This window comes from Prevotella multiformis (genome assembly GCF_018127985.1).
Classification (GTDB): Bacteria; Bacteroidota; Bacteroidia; order Bacteroidales; family Bacteroidaceae; genus Prevotella; species Prevotella multiformis.
Genome location: NZ_CP072358.1, coordinates 1,269,925 through 1,287,598 on the forward strand (window position 1 = coordinate 1,269,925; position 17,674 = coordinate 1,287,598).

Below are 17,674 nucleotides of genomic sequence, written 5' to 3' on the forward strand. Positions count from 1 at the left end.
ATACCTAGGAAATGGCAACTGCTAACAGAATCAATCTGTCTCCGGACCGTTATGTTTGGGCTATTCAACGTGCGGGTCTTACGGTAGATGGCTATATGGATAGTCATCCTAAAGTTACTTTGGCATGCTGGATGGATGGCACGAAAGCACCTACCATTAAGCAGCTTGAAGACTTTGCTAAAAGCGTACATGTCCCATTCGGCTTCCTTTTTCTGGATAGTGTTCCTGTAGAGAGAATCCCTTTCCCTGTGTTCCGTGGGAAAGCCGGACAACACGTGCAGTTCGATCTGAACGTGTATGACACTGTCTGTGCAGTACAGCAAAGGCAGGACTGGCTTGAAGATTATCTCATAGACAATGAGATTGATACATGTGCGTTCGTGGATTCTGTAGCATTGCACACCCCAATAAACGATGTCGTAGCCAGATTGCGGAGATTTCTGCAATTAGAACCGAACTGGTCGCTCTCTTTCCCTACACCGACAGCTGCTGTAAAATATCTGACCGAAAGACTTGAGGACAACGGTGTGTTTGTAGCTTTCAATGGAGTTGTAGGAAACAATACACGCCGACCATTGGAAGTAAGTGAATGCAGGGGCTTTGCGCTTGTCAATCCTGTTGCACCTTATATCTTTGTCAACAGCAAGGATGCCTCTACTGCACAGCTGTTTACTTTGATACATGAAACTGCTCATTTGATGTTAGGTGTCAGCGCTGGGCATGCTTTGGCGGATGATACCTTGATCACCGACCAGCATGAACGTTTCTGCGATAAGGTCGCTGCCGAGTTCCTTGTGCCCATGCAGGAGTTGAGGTGTGAGTGGAACGGAGACATTCGGCAGACAGCAAAACGATTTCGGGTAAGCGAACTGGTCGTGGCACGCAGAGCGCACGATATTGGCCTGTTATCGGATGAGGCATATCATAATTTCTGGCTGTCTTATCCTCATCGGCCGTTCCGTCAAAAGAAAACAGGGGCCGGAGGAGGAAATTACTACAGAACAAGTATGAAAAAAGTAGGTCGACTTTTTGCTATCCATGTCAGGAATGCTGTCGGCAACAGACAACTTTCTTATACAGAGGCCTACCGCCTGACAGGCCTCTATGGTAGGACCTACGAGAAGTTCATGAACAATTTCTAAAGGATGAAAAACATGAAATATCTGTTTGATACCAATATCTTTATAACGTCCAAGAATCAGTTGCCGGCAGATATATGGCCTACTTTCTGGGAGCGTATGGCTGAACTTATCCGCGACGGCAGAATATATTCCAGCATAAAAGTGAAGGAAGAGATTGAACGTGGGGAAGACGAGCTGACAGCATGGATGAAGGAGCATTCAGTGGAAGGCTTCTATATTCCGCTGGATGGAGACATTATGAAGCATTATGCAGCAACACAGAATTGGGCAAACCGCTGTAAGAACTTTAAGCCCGAGGCTCTCCATACTTATGCTGATGTGGCAGATGCCTATCTCGTTGCTACCGCATCAGCCCAGAATATGGTACTGGTAACCTATGAAAAGTCGGATCCAACTTGCAGAAAGCGAGTTATGATACCTGATGCCTGCAGGGCACTATGAGTAAGATATTGTGATTTGAATGCAGCTTTGAGAGAGTTGGGAGTAACCATATAAGTCTCTCTGGAGATAGACTTTTGGGTCTTCAGGAATTGGGAGTGATGAGGTTTGTCTCGTGAGTTTATAACTTTGATGAAATATCACACAGAGGCAGGGAGTGAACGGAGGTAAAAACCATATGTCGGAGGCACCGCCGGTGCGTGGAGCAACGGAGGTTATCTGAGAGTTTTATCAGGGCATTTATCTGTGAGAATTACGAATAGTGTTTATCCCCCAAAATAAAAGAAGTCCGTACGTTACCTCTCTGTCACCCTTTTGTGCCGTCGGCACCTCCGTGATAGTTTTTCCCTCTGTGTTCTCCACTTCTCCGTGTGCCTTATTATGTAGTAGGATTACTTTATCACTCCACATTTCGGAAGAACCAGATTTTTAAGGATAGGCGAAAGAAATCGGCTATTTTAATAGCTGGTCATAAAGCTTAAAGTATTCGATGAATTGGGTGTACGGTTTGGAGTGGAGTCTCGCCCCTGTTTGCGGTAGCAGGTGGGAAACTTCCGTCTCCAGTCCTTGACAATTGCTCTTTGTGTGCAGACTGTATCTTTAGTGGAGTTGACAGGGGAGGGATGAAGATGAAGTCACCCTCCATCTATACGTTTTTCTGTATGCGTGATTAATTCACTTCAGTTTTCAAAGTTGCTGTCACTCCTGTCACATAAATATACTTTGTAAACTTCTTATAATAAGGATATTATGTAAAATGTTAAAAGTGACAGCAACTTGAATGCTCTCTGATAAAGGTTTTTTATTAGGAAACCTTAGTATGTTATTGTATTTTGTAGGTCGAATAGAATGCCTGAATACTTTTGAGTGCGGCAACTAACCTGTTGTTATCCTCTTTGGTTCGGATGGCAATGCGTATATAGTTCTTCCCTTTTAATCCATCTTTGTTGTCACAGTCTTTAATGAGAATATTATACTCATTAAGTAGTTTCTGGGTTAGCTGCTTTGATGTGAACCGACTTGTAATTTCAGTTAAGAAATAATTGGCCTGTGATGGAATAACATGTATGAAAGGTATCTGATCCAATAATCTTTTAAAACGTCGACGCTCTATGATGAACTTCTCACAAGCATGTTGGTAATCTTTGGTATATTTACCAAAGATTTGCATGTAAAATTCTGCAAAAGAATTAATATTCCATATTGCCACATCTTTTTTGACAGCATCTATTAGGTCGGAATCTGAAGAGGCCATGATTCCAAGACGTAGTCCAGGTACGCCATAACTCTTTGAAATGCTCTTTATGACTATAAGGTTAGGGTTAGATTTTAATATATCATCATGGCAAAGGCTGTTTTGAGAATAATCATCAGTAAAATCTACGAAAGATTCATCTATTATAATCCGTATGCCTTTTTCTTTTCCCCATTGAATAAGATTGATTATATCGCTGATTGGTATAAAGTTGCCAGAAGGATTATCTGGGTTGATTATAAGCAGACTGCTTATTTCCTTATGGGCAAAGAAAGCCATCAAGTCATTTATATTGTATGACATGTCCATGTTCTGAGGAAGATATGCAATTATATCATCTTTGTTTTTTCTATTAGGGTATTCCATGAAAGTCGGGTAGACAACTCCAATTTTCCCATTTATCATCCCCATCAAACTTTTGATTAATTCTGCTGCACCATTCCCTACAACTATATAACTCTGACGAATTCCCAAATACTTACCTGCCAACAGAGAGTTAACATACATTCCCGATGGATACTCTGTCAGTAGAGTGTCAAAATTGGCACGTAACTCGTCCTTCATTCGTTGTGGAGGGAAGAAAGGATTAACTAAATAGCAGAAATCTAATAATTTAGGAAATCTCCAATAACCTCCGTAACGCATCTCATATCGGGATAGGCTTTTTTCTTTTGGGGCAAAGATTGTTTCTGCAATATCAAGATCCTGTATGTCATCAATTTCATACCACTTTCTGTCTCCGATTGGTAATGCCTTGAAGTCTGAACCGTCAAGGAAAGTGATGATACGTAGTACTTGTTCATAGTATTCGTTGTTTCCTATAGCTTCGCAGTAGGCTTTGAGGAAAGGAAGAAACCTATGTTTGGAAAAATCTTTGCTGAACTTATAAATGTTTACAGTTTTGTAATACTGGTCTGACTCCTTGTAGTTGAAGGCTTTTTTCGGAATAAAGTTTATGATATTGTTTTCGTCATCTATGCGGACGACAGTTCCATCCATCCAAGATTCCCATTTTGCGACAAGGGCAAGATTAGGGAAAGGATTATCTATGATCATTTGCAATAAACTTTCCTCGTAGATGAGATCTGATTCCAATAGAATCGTATCATCTTCAGATATTCTGTCTTGAGTAAGTGCAAGAGAATAAATATTGTTCGTCTTTTCGTAGACTGGATTGTCGATGAATTCTATTTTTAATTTGTCATTATAGCGCTGTCCTATGTGGGTAATAAGATTCTGCCCTTGGTAGCCGACTACAATGATAACACGTTTAATCTTCAGATGGGAAAGCATTGTTAAAGTTCTGTCAATCAGTTTGACACCATTGACGGACAGCATACATTTCGTATTGTCCTTTGTGTATTCTCCAAGTCGCCTACCCATTCCAGCAGCTAATATGATTGCTTGCATATTTCAATATTATTATTTGTTTAGTATAGTGTATGCTTTTTGTTTAAAGAAATTTATTCTTTTTCTACTTTTAATGTCTTGAATGAATTCTGCCATCGTATGTGGCAGTAATGCCTTGATATATTGTATAAGAAAGGCTTTTGTTCTTTCTGTCTTGCTCATTTTAAAATTAAACATGGGGATAGGGGTGCGCCAATCCTTTCCATAAAGGAAGTTTAATAAAGCCTCACTTTCTTTCGGTACAGTATAAGATTCTCCTTGGAATTCTATTTGAGTCGTATTGTTTATATATTTTACTTCGCAAAGTTCACATATACAAGTAGCTAATCTTCTGTCTTTTGCATAGGGCGTAAAAAAATAGATATCAATATATTCTCCTTTACGCATTATTGACATAAATCCTCTTCTCTCAAAACGCACGACTTCAAAACCATTTTCTCTCAATATGAAAAGTATGTCTTTAAAACGTTCTAAGTCTGTAATTGGAAGTACGATATCAATATCTTCATCATGAGAAATAAAATCATGTTCTCTCACTGCTCCTAAGAGTGTACCAAAGAAAAGAATAAATTCTAAGTTGTGCGTATTGCATATGCGTTTTAACAAAGAAAGATTTTCTTTCGCCCTTTCTTTGTTAATAGGCTTTATGCCTGGATAGATGGGCACAAAGCGATAAGAATAATTACCTTTTGATGTTGGAATATTTAATTTCATATTTATTTTCTATTATTAGTATTTTATCCTCTGATCCATTTCTTTAATATTGTTTTTAGACTGAATGGAATGAGTTGTAGAATAGTGTTCCTAAACGTATTGTTGCTCTTGTAAAAGCCTTGTTCAAAGTCTTCGTAAGGTACAACATATTTAGGGTGTCGTAGGGGAAATACTAATTGTCCTTCGGCTTTGGATTGTAGCTGTTTTGCTCCCGCGGTAGTATGTGTAGCATCTTTACCGAATCCTATGTTGCTTATGAGACCTATGCGTGGATAGATACTTAATTGATTATAAGCCGATAAAGTAAAGAACCATTGCCAGTCCCAGGCACTGACATAATTATTCTCAATTGCCTTTATGCGGTATCGCCAATAGTTTTTATCTTTACCATTGTAGCCATTATTATTTATGATAGATTCATAATATGGAGTGTTTTTCCAATCCATATTTAAATCCATATTTTTCCAGACACGCCTCCATGTTGCCCATCCCCATGTTGCTTTATACCTGCTAAAGCCATAAGAATCCGGGATATTAACTCCAGAAATATAATTGGGAGCTCCTATCATGCCTATCCGTTCGTCATTTCTATATTTATTTAGCAGTTCCTCTGCAAATGGGAAAAATGAAGATTGTAAAACACAATCATCTTCTATAATAATTCCTTCTTCTTCATTTTCAAAAAACCAATTTATAGCAGTGTAAACTCCTTTACCGCAACCTAAATTCTCTTTTTGGAATAATGTTCTAACATTACATTCCCAATCTATTTGTTGGAGGATAGAATCTTGAGTTGCTTTCACTAATTCGGCTTCTCCTTTAACATTTTCACGTGCGCCATCACAAGCAATGTATAGCTTGCTTGGCTTTACTTGTTTAATACGCTCAAAACTTTGTAATGCAATGTCTTTGCGTCGAAATATTATAAATAGAATAGGAATGTTATACATGTGTTGTTTCTATTATTGATTAAAATACAGATGTCTTGATTGCTTCGAGGAACTTGTGACCATATTTTAGATCAGGCTCCACATAATTGCCTTCTCCCCATTCGTTCCATGAACGGAGAAATAGTATCTTATGTTCATTTGGTTTGTCATTTATTACTTCTAATGCCTCTTCTATATGCTTCTTAAAGTTTTCAGGGGTTGAATTGATGTAGATTCCTTCATGCTTTCCTGCCCTCGGAGTTCTGTCCCATTGTGGCATAATAGTGGGGTATACGTTATCCCATCTGTCTTCGGGAGAGAAGAAATGTTTTGTTACTTTTGCATAATCATACTTAAGTGGGGGAAACCAAGATATATTTTTTTGTAAAAGGAATCGTACTGTTCGTCTAATTCTACCTAAGGCAAGCATCTCACCTCGTGATTTCCCAAAAGAATTTAATCCATCAAAACCTAATGAAAGCATTTCTTTATACACTTCGGCACTGCTATTGGTATTTGGCAGAACCCTTTTTATACTTCCATCTGCAAGCCTTTTCATTGTTGAGGTGTTGTTGCATATAGCTATAAAATGAATTCCTTTTAACCCATTTTCTTTTGCTAAGTTTCTCCACACTTCAATAAAGTTTCTTATATCTTTAAATGAATAAGGGTCGAATATTGCGAATAAAGGTTTTCCATCAACTGTGATGTATCGATGGTCTTTAAAAGCAGGCAATACAGTGTGGAAGTGTTGTCTATAATCTTCTTCACCTGGATATAGTTGTTTTGCTATCATTGCAGGTTTACCATTATTTTTCCATGTCTTTGTGGTCCAGTCATGGTTTGCCCATGCTAAGCAGAAAGGAAAGTCTGGTTTGCCAGAGTTTAAAACTTCCTGGAAAGGTCGCTCCAATAGTCTCTTGTTATTTCCAAACCAGTAATGCCAATAGCAAAATCCCTCTATCCCAGCTTCTTTCGCCATTCGTGCCTGCTGTTCTCTTACTTCAGAGAGGCGCAAATCGTAAAATCCCAAATCAGCAGGTATTCTTGGTTGGTAATGCCCCTTGAACTGAGGTTTAGCACTTGCGACATTCGTCCATTCGGTAAAACCCTTCCCCCATGCCTCATCATTCTCAGGAATAGGATGGAATTGTGGTAAATAATATGCTATAACTCTTGCTTTCATTTTTTCTATTTACCGTAACGTAATAGGTATTATAATATGTTGTTTTGTTTGATAATTTTCGCAGGAGCACCTCCCGCCACAGAATATGGTGGAAGGCTGTGTGTAACAACACTATTGGCACCAATGACACAACCGTTTCCGATAGTTATTCCCGGAAGGATACATACATTGTTGCCAATCCATACATTATCACCAATCTTTACATCTCCTTTTGAGATAATTGGACGTTTTAATGGTGCTTCTTCTAATGAGCTTTTATCAGTGAAGCCATGTGAGTTATCTGTAATAAAAACATTTGTTCCAGTGAGGAGATTGTTTCCAATAGTAATTTTATGAACGGCCGTGATGTGTGCATCCCTACGGAAAAGACAGTTGTTACCAATTGTGATAATAGGATCGTCAGAAACATCTGCCCATGTTGTTAGTTGTAGCCCTGTTTCAAATGTACAATTTTCCCCAATAGAAATATTTTCTAATCCATGCAGGTGGTAAGCTCTCCAAAGGAAAATACTGTTAGGACCTATTTCTCTGAACTTTCCATGCAGCAGCCCTGTATAGATATGATTTCTAAAAAAAGAACATATACGTGCAAGTTGTTCGGCTCTTATTAGGCTAAGAAAATTTCCTAAACAATGGAGAATGTAAGTAAGTACTATTTTCATCTTTAGTTGTTTTTCTGTGAGGGGAAAGCACGTGAGAATTGCTCGTGATACCTAAGGTAAGCATACAATAGCAGGCAGTTGAGCATACGAAGATTGCCACTGACATCTGAGTAAGAGAACAAGGTCATTCCCCCTTGCAAGCTTACGCATAACGCAAAGTAAAGCAGTAATAACTTATAAAGTTTTATCTGCTGTTTTCTTTCTCTTGTCAGTCTTATGAGAGATGAATAGAATATAACAAAGATGAAGAATGCGCCAGCTGGTCCGAAGTCTAAAGTAAAGTCACCTACAAAGGTGGAAAATAGATTATCATTTATTTCCATGTTGTGATATTTGTCTCTTCGCTCCATGAAGTTTTGGGATGTGCTTGGATCTATAACTCGTTTAAAGAGGTTTATTGTCCTGTCACCATTCCTACAGCCACCTGGGGTAAGTCCATAATTGTTAAAATAGAGACTTCCTTGGCCGATATACCAATTGACAAATCCACCTATGCCACCAGTTTCACCATCAAATCTACTGACTGTAATGACAATTATAGGAAAGGATATTAATAAAGACAAGAACAATCCAATATGTCTTGATATCTTCTTGATTCTTTTTGACATGTATTGTTTGAAAAGCATATATCCTCCAGCAAGTGTAAGCAAACTTGTCACTAACCCTCCTCTCTGCCCCTGTGAAATACATATAAGGAAGTTTATGATGAAAGAGAAGATCAGTCCTGATAAAATCCATATGTTTTTTTTCTCTAAAGTAAGAAAGTAAAAGAATAAAAACACGGTGACGTCTGTGAGTGAATTAAAGATAATTGCTGGTAGGTTCCTGATGGTACTTCCAGAATCTTCTACTCCCTCTACCTGTTCTAAGTAGGCCTCTTTTCCTGCGGATGAGTCTGTAAAAATACTGATTAAACCGCTACCTGTACCTGAGATTAGGCCGGGAATGAGCATAATAGAGCTGATAATGATGATGAAAGTCAGAATGTATAGGATTTTTGTATGGGGATTTTCTATTTCTGAAGTATCAGAGCAATGATGTACTATGATGGGTGATAATGCAATTATCATCATAGAATAAAGATAAATGTATGGAAACAGCTTTAATTGATTGAAAGCAATAGAGAAGAGCGGGTCATTGAGCGTCATTATTGCAAAAACGGCATAAATGATGTATAATACAATGACAAGACTTCCTCCATCCCATCGGTTTTTAATCATTTGGTATCCGATAAGTGTTATGATCCACAAAAACAGGAACCCCAATGAGAGAATATTATTCAGAACAATTTCAGACATGTTTTTTAGAGAGGAACGAAGTTATAAATCTTTTTAATAAAATCTTTTCATTTTTGCTTATCCCAATGTTATATGCCGTCAGAAGAATGAGGGATGGTATAATTAAGAAAATGAGTATAAAGCATATGCTTAAATTTATGATATTCTTTTTTAAAAAGAAAGTGCATCCAATTGCAAGGGTTGTGATTCCTATTGCTGGCAAGAGAAAGTCTCTGATATAGTAAATATAATCGAAAGGCAGATAGTAATGTCTCAAACAAATGAGCCGAACAATGTGGGCGATAACGCAAGTTGATACCATAGCGATGAATACAGTATAACTTGGGAAATGGAGTTTAAATAGAATCCAAGTGAGTGGTAGAGTACATAATGTAATGCTTTCTACGGGAAAATGATATTCCTTGACATGTCCTGAAGCCTGCATTATTATGGTTATAGGGTTACTAATGGCAGAAATTACAATATATATAATAATCAACCTGGAAAACAAAATGGTCTCCTCATTAGCTGTGCCCAACCATATTTTCAGAATGCAATCCATTTCGGCAATGATGGGTATTGCAATGCAGATAAGCAAGTAAAATATAAACTTATTGCTTATATAAAATAGTTCATTAACATAATAATGCTTGCTTTCTGCATAAGAACGTATCATAGCCGGTCGGAAAGATAGAACCATGCTGTTGCTTAGGGCATTAAAGGCATTGCTTATTTGCATCGCAATTGCAAATGCCATGTTAGAGACAGGACCAAAGAAGAGGTTTATAAGAATTGTGTTTCCTTGGTTCATTCCCATATTGGCTAATGAGCCAAACATAGTCCATCCTGAAAACTGAAGGAGATGCTGGTAAAGAATTTTATCTTTTGTCTTCGTATAATGACACTCTTCGTATTTCCCTCCTTTCCATATATAGAGAAGTGAAACAACACCTGATTCTACAAGCAGGCCAATACTGTAAAATACAAGATGGTCAATAGATATTTTTGTTATAATAACAGCCAGTGCTAAACGCAATAAGCTGTCAACCGTCGATATGATAGCGTACACCCCCATATCCTCATGAGAAAAGATAATGGCTGTGAAAGGTATCTGTAATAAGGAAAAGAAAAAAACGAAGATGGAACATTGATATAAGCTGATGGCGGTAGTCATCCTCTCTGCGGGTATGGTCATCTGTGTGCTGACAAACCAAAGTCCAACGGTTTCAAACAGAATGATTATTGTTATGCTTAGGATAATTATTATGTTCAAACTGGCAGAGAAAATAGTCTTTAATCGTTCTTCGTCTTCTTGTCCTAATGCAATAGAAAAGAAACGCTGAATGGATAAAGCAAGGACGGCACTGATGAAACTTGCGGAGGTAACAACGCCTGCAACAGCGTTGAATATTCCATAGTCGATGACTCCTAACCCTTTTAGAACAAATCTAACGGTATACAGATTTATGATGGTAAGTAACAGCATACGTAGAAACATAAGGGTAGTATTTTTGGCTATCCTTTTATTCCTTTTTTCATTGTTACTTTTCCTATCAATAATGGCCATAGATTGTCAGAGGTTTATTGTTTCCTGTTCTGTGTATGTGTAATGGTACGGAGCACATAAATTGTTGTCAAAATGAAGGAGAACAAGACTGTACCCAGTAAGAATAACATTCTTTTAGGACCTGTTGGCTTTATAGGGACGGCCGCCCCTTTAATCTGAGTAAATACGGGTGTACGTTCACGTAGCTTGGCAAGGGATAGTTGTAATTGACCTTTCAGCTGACTGTAATTGTTATACCTCAGCTGCATTTCATTTTCCATGTCTTCACCTTTCGACTGGACACTAGGTAAAGAAACATCTGTATTAGAGTCGGAGAACTCGCCGTATTTCAGTCTTTGATGCTCATAGGACGACTTTGCTTCATCCGTCAACTTTTTGTAATACTCAACGTCGCGCCGTGCCTTATCAGTACGGTATTTGGTAATAAAATCTTTCAATAGTTCTCTCGTTGAATCAGCAATTGTCTTTGCAATAAGAGGATCCTGATCTTCCGTATTGATAGTTATGGCACCAGTCTTCTTGTCAACCTTGATGGCGATCTGTTTCCTTATACTTTCGATGATGCTATTGTCCAGTTTCGTCAAATGGTAGGCATTGAAAGGAGTTCCCACTTCATATTTCCCCTCTTCAGGTTTTTTACTTGATATTTTCGTAAGCAGGCCATTTGCCAGTTTGTTCCACCATGGCACCTTTGTTGCCGTGCGTTTATAGTCATAATAAGTTCCCTTAAAAGTACTGTCACCGGTCTGCACGTGTATGGGAAGCAGCATGGATATAAATCCATTGTCATCTATAAGATCTGGATAAAGCATTGGGGTGATAGCATCTGAGGATTCCAGCGTGGACATATCTATGCCGAATGTAGAAGCAAGCGATCCTAATGTCCCTCCACCTGGAGTCTTGCTGTCCACCTCAGGGGCAATTTCCGTGCTTGAGGAATATGTCCTTGGTAAGCTGAAAATATATAGGCTGGCAAATAAAATAGTAAAGGATAAAACGGTGAGATACACCATTTTTTTCTTCCATATTGCATGGAAGACAGCGGTGTAGTCTATACCTTTATATTCATCTTGATTGTCCATAGAATGTTTCTGTTTAAAAAATATCTTTCTATTTATTGGCTTGAGATTTTTTATTTAATTCTTTTCATTCTGTAGCAAATTATTCACTTTTTATTTTATAGCCCGATAGCATCTAACTGTTTCAACTCTTCTTTCAAATAGGGATAAATATATTCAGGACTTTGAAGGAATAATCCTGTTCTTACATTTAGGAGACTCTGGTAAGTTTTTGAATTATAGACATGATCGAATGCTGCTGTCAAAGGCATCTGACATTTCTTCTGTAGCATGGAGACGAGTTCCTCCACATCGCTGTTGATAATGAAATCAAGTTGTCTTTTGGTTATCTTCATACTCTTTGAAGTGTAGCTATTGCTTCTCCTGTCAAGAAACAGTATTGATTGTTTAATTTCTTATAAGTCAGTTCCCGTACCAATTGCTCTATCGTGATTAGCTGTTGGCGGAATAAGTTGAGCTGATACACAACGCCGTCGTCAGCGACAGGTCCGACAACGATGTCATATTCCTTTTCTTTTCTCTTTTTACCCAGCCTGTTGTCATATATAAACTGTGCCCATTCTTTACTTACGCCATCAAAGATCTTCACGTTTAATGACTGGGAAGACAAAAATGCTTCATTGAAATCATACGTTTGGACAATCGGTGTCCCTTTTTGGGTGAAGGCACATCTGCGGATTGCCATCAACAGTGCTTGTCGTTTTATCTCTGTCAAAAAAAATCCTTTCCCAAAGTCCTTGTTGGGCCTGCAGACAGATAGATTAATATCTGTAAAGTCAATATTTGTCCCATGATAGAGTTTCATTCGACAGTACCTCCGTTTTTTTTGCAGATACTTATGAGGTCATTGATGGCATCGTTCAGGGAAAGTTGATGTTCGGCCTCATAGTATCTGTTCAGGAAATCAATTCCTTTGTATTCTTTTAGATAATTGAATGCAATGTGCGGTTCCATACCGAACTTCTTCCCAAATTCGGTAATGCACATATTGATATATCTAATTTTATTCATCATTTTTTCCTCCTCTATTGTATTGTGGCGTAAGAATTGGCAATGATCCTCCTTGATAGAGGATGCCTGTCTTCCAAGTGCGCCGGAGATACTTTCATGCGTCTACTGAATCTTGTAGCTTTCAATTCCTCTTGTCTTCGTGGAGAAGTTGACACCTATCTTGAAGAGCTTCCTCCTGTCCATGGCGAAAGGCCGGGCATAGGCATTGTCCTCTATCTGCCGGAGGGCTTCGTCGGCAGTCTTGTCCAGTTTGCATTCGATGATGTAGACATAGTCGGCGGTCTGGATAATGGCATCCATACGCCCGTTGGCAGTCGGGCGTTCCACCTGGATGTAGAAACCCATGATCTTGAAGATGAGATAGAGGACGTTCTGGAAATACAGCTCTGCGTTGCCGACAATTTTGTAGTAGGTATCGGCAAAGAGTGTACGTAGCCGTTCCATGAACTGCTGCGGGTTGCCTGTCTCGACATCGTTGACGAACTCGATGATGTCGAATTCGCTCTTGGCTTCGACAGGTGTATAGCTCGGTAACAGGAAGTTGAGTAATCCCTCCTCAACCTCTTTGTTGGGAAATCCCAGCCGGTAGCGTTTGAACCGTTCATTGTAGCCGGTGATGGTCAGATAGCCGCTTTGATAGATGATGGGGACAGGATTCAGCGAAGTGGAATCGATGCTGTTCAGTACGTCTGCCGTGACCTGTTCCTTCGTGAGGTCGGGCAGCCGGTATTTGAAGTTCTTCAGCATCTCTGCGAGGAAAGTCGGTGTGCCCGTCTCAAACCAGTAGTTGTTGAACTCCTGTTTGCTGAACGTGCAAAGCACACTGAACGGATTGTAGATGCCAGCCGAGGTGGGCGTGAAGTGATAGCCGTCGTATAGTTCTTTCAGTCTGGCTCTCGTCTCCTCAATGGTAAGGCCGTTTGTCCTGGCAAGTTCTTCCACGGAATCCTTGAAGCAGGTGTCTATCTCTTCCTCCGTGATACCGCAGATCGTGGCATAGGCACGGTCCATTGAGATGTCGTTGAGGTTGTTCAGGTCGCTGAATACACTCACTTTGCTGAATTTCGTCACCCCTGTCAGCAGGGTAAATTCAATGTATCTGTCCTGTGTTTTCAGAACGGAGTAAAAAGCCTTCAGACTGTTGCGGAAATGCTCCTGCCGCACGGCATTCGTCATGTTCTGCAGCAAGGGCTTGTCGTATTCATCAATGAGGATGACCGTTTTCTGCCCTGTCAGTTTTGCAGCTCTCTCTACTATGCCCTTGAAGCGGAGAGGAGCTGTCGTCTCGGAAGGTTCAGCCCCGTAGAGCTTCTCCCACTCTGTAAGCGAATTGTGCAATACGGCGTCAAGGCTGTCCGGTTCTTTATAGTTGGCGGTGTTCAGGTCAAGGTGGAGGATGGGATGCACCTCCCATTCCTTCTCCACTGTGTCTATATACAGTCCTCTGAACAGGTCCCTGCGCCCCGAGTAGTAGGCTTCGAGGGTAGAGAGGAGCAGACTCTTGCCGAACTGGCGGGGACGGCCGAGAAAGTAATACTTCCCTTTGCTGGTCAGCCGGTATATCTCCCGTGTCTTGTCAACATAGGCATATCCATCCTGTCGTATTCTTTCAAACGACTGTATTCCTATCGGGTATTTCATTTCCTGCTCCTTTCTTTACTATTTCAAGAGGCTGGCAATCGTGGCGATGACGGCTGCGATGCTGGCCGCACTGGATCCGACACTGAGCGTCTCGGCAAGGCTCATCCTGCTCTGTATCTTCGTAGGAACGATGATTTCGCAGCCGGGACGTACCTTGGCGTTGTGTCCGACCTTGGCAAGCATTCCGTTCATGTAGAGGATGTAAGTGTTGCTTTTCTTCGCATCACTGGCAAAGCCGCCGGCCTGGTCGATATAGTATGCGACACTCTTCCCTTCAACGTAGCCGACAGTGTTCGGATACATGACGGCACCGTTGATTTTGACAGTTCCGTTGTATTGCGGGACGATGATACGGTCGCCTTCCCGAAGGAGGACATCTTCATCGCCCCCTGGGTTGGCGATGGCTTTGTCAAGTTCGATACCTACGGGATAGCTGTCGGGTACCTGGAACTTCTCCTGCGTCTTCTTGTCGTTTTCCTGTACCGCCTGTACAATGGTGGCGTTCTTCGTCTTCACAGCAAGGTCGATCATGTTCTTGCGCTGCTGTTCCTGCTGCATCTTATAGGCAGCTTCCATGCGCAGGCGTTCACTCGGTGTCGGGCGGCGTTCCAGCCGCGCACCTTTTATATATGCCAGTTCCGTCCCGCCGCCGGCAGCCTTGAAGATGTCGCTCAGGCGCATCCTGCGGGAGGTCAGCGTATAGTTGCCTGCAAACACCACTTCCCCTTCGATGCTTACGTTCTGCTGGACATTCGTGCCTGGACTTTTGCGGACATATACCTCATCGAACGGCTCGAGGACAAAGCCCGGCGCACCGTCAATGACGAATCCGTCGCGCAGGGAGAAAGAGTAGGTACGTGCGATGACAGAGTCGGGGGCAAGAGCCTGTGGGTTGCTGATTCGCCGCGACACATCTACACGGACCGTCGAGGCTGTCTGCTTCAGTCCGCCGGCCTGCAGGATGAAGTCTTCCAGCGATTCGTTGTCAGCATATTTGTATACACCGGGATAGAGCACCTCGCCGTGGATGGTGATGGTCTGCTGTTCCTGCACCTCTGTCTTGGTGGGAATGAAGAGCACATCCTCGTTCTGGAGCGGGATGTCCGCCACACGTCCGGTGAGGATACCGTCTACGTCAACGGAAATCACTTCCAGTGTCCGGTCGGCCTTTTTACGGTGCAGAACGGCATGCGGGGAAAAGGCAGCTTCCGTCAGTCCGTCTGCCGCCTCGATCAGTCCACGCACACTGTTGATGCGTCCGCCGACCTCATACATCCCCGGACGGAACACGGCTCCTTTCACTTCGACCATGTTCTCGTACCGTGGAATGACGGAGTCGACGCTGACCGAGTCCTCATCGGACACACGGAAGCTGCGCATATCGAACTCATTGACGTTGAAGATGGAGTACTGGCGGCCGGTCTTTCTGCGTACACGCACCGACCGGGTATAGGCATCGCCGGCGAAGCCGCCGGCATAACTGATCAGCGTGCCGAGGCTTTCGCCACGCTTCATCTCGTAGAACATCGGACGTTTCACCTTGCCGCTTACCTGTGCCAGCATCTCATACGGACCGACGACAATCACATCATTGTCCGCCAGCCGTACATTACCAGTCAGATGGCCGCGGCGCAGGAAGTCGTAGACATCAACCGTACTGATGAGCGATCCTCCTCTGTATACCTTGATGTTGCGCAGTGTCCCCAGTTCGCCGATACCGCCCGCCATGTAGAGTGCATTGAAGACAGTGGCAAAAGCCGACAGCGTGTAAGTACCCGGTGTCTTCACCTCGCCGACGACGTTTACCATGATGGTGTGTGTCTGGCCTACGGAGAGGCGTATGCTCGAACTGCTGTACCGCCGGCCCAGTTTCTCCCGGATGCGGCTGTTCGCCTGTGCAACGGTCAGTCCGCTCACCTGAATAGGGCCGAAGCCGTCCAGCGTGATGATGCCGTCCGGCGCGACAGTCGTCTGGTAAGATTTCTGTGATGCGCCATACACGTCGATGAATACCGCATCTCCCGGTCCTATGCGGTAATTGCGGGGCAGTGCCATGTTCATGTTCGGCTCGAACGAGAGGCTCTTGTTGTTGAAGATGTCACGCCCCCATACCTTCTTCCGGTTGCGGCTCAGCTGTTTCAGGAGGTTGTTGTACATCGTGGCCGTGTCCTGCGGCATCCAGGCGTTCATCTCCTCCTGCATCTTCAGGTATTCGCCGTCGTTCTCGTCGTAGGTATTTGTCCATGACCGGTTCGCCGACACACGCCCGTCGCTGTATCGGTTTACTTCCTGCTCTTCCGTGTTGTAGCTGTCGAGCGTGGCATCGGCAATCTGCCGTCTGCTCTTGCCCGGATGCAGCTGTCCGTTGTTCGTACGGCTCCGGTCGGCCGCTGTCTTTTCGGTTGTCGCGCCGAAGGCGGCATTGCCTTTCTGCATCTTTTCGTAGGTGTCCCTCACCCGGCGTATCTGCGATATGTCCACGCCGCTCTGCATGAGTTTCGTGACGATCTGTGCCTGGGATGTCCCTCGTTTGTGCTCTTTCTGCACAAATTCCATGACCTGTGTGTCCGTCATGGACGACTGTGCGAAGGCGTTCAGGGTGCATATCGTGAGCAATACGAACAGTATGTATCTTTTCATTTTTGTTTAGAATTTCTTTCCAGTAGCGATGTTGAGAATTGTCTTGCCGATGATGACCAGGTCGAGCCGCAGCGTGCGGTGCTCCAGATAGTGGATGTCCATCTCCATGCGACGGAGCATTTTTTCCATTGTGTCGGTATAGCCGTTGTAGAGTGTGGCTTCCGATGTCAGGCCGGGCCGCATCTGGTAGATGAGACGGTAGCGGTCGGTCTGTTCCATGATTTTGTCGATGAAGAACTTGCGCTCCGGGCGCGGTCCGACGAACGACATATCACCGCGCAGCACATTCCATAGCTGCGGAAGCTCGTCCAGATGATGACCGCGCAGGAACTGTTCCAAGCGTGTGGAGTTCGTCTCATCGCATCCGGCAACGAGCTGCGGTCCCTCTTCCTCGACGACGCTGCTCATCGTGCGGAACTTGAAGATGGCGAAAGGGCGGCCTTTGTAGCCGATGCGTATCTGCCGGAAGAACACCGGGCCGTTGCCCTGGTACGTAATGAGAAGACTGATGATGAGGAAGACCGGCGAGCAGACGACAATGCCTGCGAAGGCCGCCACAAGGTCGAAGCCTCGTTTGATGCAGCGTTGCACCTTTCCCATGGCATCGTGTCCGTTGTCTTCTATCATTTCCAGTTTGTCTCCTTTAGTCATTTTGTTATAATAACTCCATTTCCGTTATTTTGTTGCAAAGATACGGTTTTTTATTTATTTATCAGTCAGAAA

At 42.6% G+C, this 17,674-nt stretch carries 16 protein-coding genes; 2 read left to right on the top strand and 14 right to left on the bottom strand.

The features are described from left to right. The first annotated feature begins 11 nt into the window (after positions 1-11). Positions 12-1,142, top strand: coding sequence for an ImmA/IrrE family metallo-endopeptidase (locus J4864_RS11250; protein WP_211814930.1), 1,131 nt, complete (start codon positions 12-14; stop codon positions 1,140-1,142). 12 nt (positions 1,143-1,154) lie between these two features. Beyond that, on the top strand, positions 1,155-1,583 hold the full coding sequence (locus J4864_RS11255; RefSeq protein WP_211814931.1) for a DUF4411 family protein: 429 nt from the start codon (positions 1,155-1,157) through the stop codon (positions 1,581-1,583). Positions 1,584-2,403: 820 nt separating this feature from the next. Here J4864_RS11255 and J4864_RS11260 read toward each other — a convergent pair. The 14 genes from J4864_RS11260 to J4864_RS11325 all read right to left on the bottom strand — a co-directional run bounded on the left by J4864_RS11260 (position 2,404) and on the right by J4864_RS11325 (position 17,578). Further along, a complete protein-coding gene (locus J4864_RS11260; RefSeq protein ID WP_211814932.1) occupies positions 2,404-4,245 on the bottom strand; it encodes an aminotransferase class I/II-fold pyridoxal phosphate-dependent enzyme in 1,842 nt (613 codons plus the stop codon). A 12-nt stretch (positions 4,246-4,257) separates the two neighbouring features. Continuing rightward, complete coding sequence (locus J4864_RS11265) at positions 4,258-4,959, bottom strand: LicD family protein (RefSeq protein WP_211814933.1); 702 nt, start codon at positions 4,957-4,959, stop codon at positions 4,258-4,260. A gap of 23 nt (positions 4,960-4,982) precedes the next feature. Next, positions 4,983-5,909, bottom strand: coding sequence for a hemolysin hemolytic protein (locus tag J4864_RS11270; RefSeq protein WP_211814934.1), 927 nt, complete (start codon positions 5,907-5,909; stop codon positions 4,983-4,985). 19 nt (positions 5,910-5,928) lie between these two features. Beyond that, a complete protein-coding gene (locus tag J4864_RS11275) occupies positions 5,929-7,074 on the bottom strand; it encodes a glycosyltransferase WbsX family protein (RefSeq protein ID WP_211814935.1) in 1,146 nt (381 codons plus the stop codon). A 29-nt stretch (positions 7,075-7,103) separates the two neighbouring features. Next, the gene (locus J4864_RS11280; protein ID WP_211814936.1) at positions 7,104-7,736 is read right to left on the bottom strand and encodes an acyltransferase; all 633 of its coding nucleotides are present in this window, start codon (positions 7,734-7,736) and stop codon (positions 7,104-7,106) included. A 2-nt stretch (positions 7,737-7,738) separates the two neighbouring features. Beyond that, positions 7,739-8,956 carry an O-antigen polymerase gene (locus J4864_RS11285; RefSeq protein WP_246479474.1) on the bottom strand — a complete coding sequence of 406 codons (1,218 nt, stop codon included), beginning with the start codon at positions 8,954-8,956 and terminating at the stop codon, positions 7,739-7,741. A gap of 70 nt (positions 8,957-9,026) precedes the next feature. Further along, positions 9,027-10,580 carry an MATE family efflux transporter gene (locus J4864_RS11290; RefSeq protein WP_007366615.1) on the bottom strand — a complete coding sequence of 518 codons (1,554 nt, stop codon included), beginning with the start codon at positions 10,578-10,580 and terminating at the stop codon, positions 9,027-9,029. Positions 10,581-10,594: 14 nt separating this feature from the next. Continuing rightward, positions 10,595-11,662, bottom strand: a complete 1,068-nt coding sequence (locus J4864_RS11295; RefSeq protein WP_211814938.1) for a Wzz/FepE/Etk N-terminal domain-containing protein — start codon at positions 11,660-11,662, stop codon at positions 10,595-10,597. Between the two features lie 95 nt (positions 11,663-11,757). Then, positions 11,758-11,994 (bottom strand): hypothetical protein, encoded by a 237-nt coding sequence (locus tag J4864_RS11300; RefSeq protein ID WP_013670324.1) that lies wholly within the window; start codon positions 11,992-11,994, stop codon positions 11,758-11,760. Next, a complete protein-coding gene (locus J4864_RS11305; protein WP_211814939.1) occupies positions 11,991-12,464 on the bottom strand; it encodes a DUF3990 domain-containing protein in 474 nt (157 codons plus the stop codon). Before J4864_RS11305 ends, J4864_RS11300 begins: the two co-directional genes overlap by 4 nt. Continuing rightward, the gene (locus tag J4864_RS11310) at positions 12,461-12,670 is read right to left on the bottom strand and encodes a DUF3791 domain-containing protein (RefSeq protein ID WP_246479476.1); all 210 of its coding nucleotides are present in this window, start codon (positions 12,668-12,670) and stop codon (positions 12,461-12,463) included. The genes J4864_RS11305 and J4864_RS11310 overlap by 4 nt, the downstream gene beginning before the upstream one ends. Before the next feature lie 102 nt (positions 12,671-12,772). Continuing rightward, positions 12,773-14,311 carry a PD-(D/E)XK nuclease domain-containing ATP-binding protein gene (locus J4864_RS11315; RefSeq protein WP_211814940.1) on the bottom strand — a complete coding sequence of 513 codons (1,539 nt, stop codon included), beginning with the start codon at positions 14,309-14,311 and terminating at the stop codon, positions 12,773-12,775. 18 nt (positions 14,312-14,329) lie between these two features. Beyond that, the gene (locus J4864_RS11320) at positions 14,330-16,951 is read right to left on the bottom strand and encodes an SLBB domain-containing protein (protein WP_007366607.1); all 2,622 of its coding nucleotides are present in this window, start codon (positions 16,949-16,951) and stop codon (positions 14,330-14,332) included. A 6-nt stretch (positions 16,952-16,957) separates the two neighbouring features. Next, positions 16,958-17,578, bottom strand: coding sequence for a sugar transferase (locus tag J4864_RS11325; protein WP_211815426.1), 621 nt, complete (start codon positions 17,576-17,578; stop codon positions 16,958-16,960). Positions 17,579-17,674 lie beyond the last annotated feature (96 nt).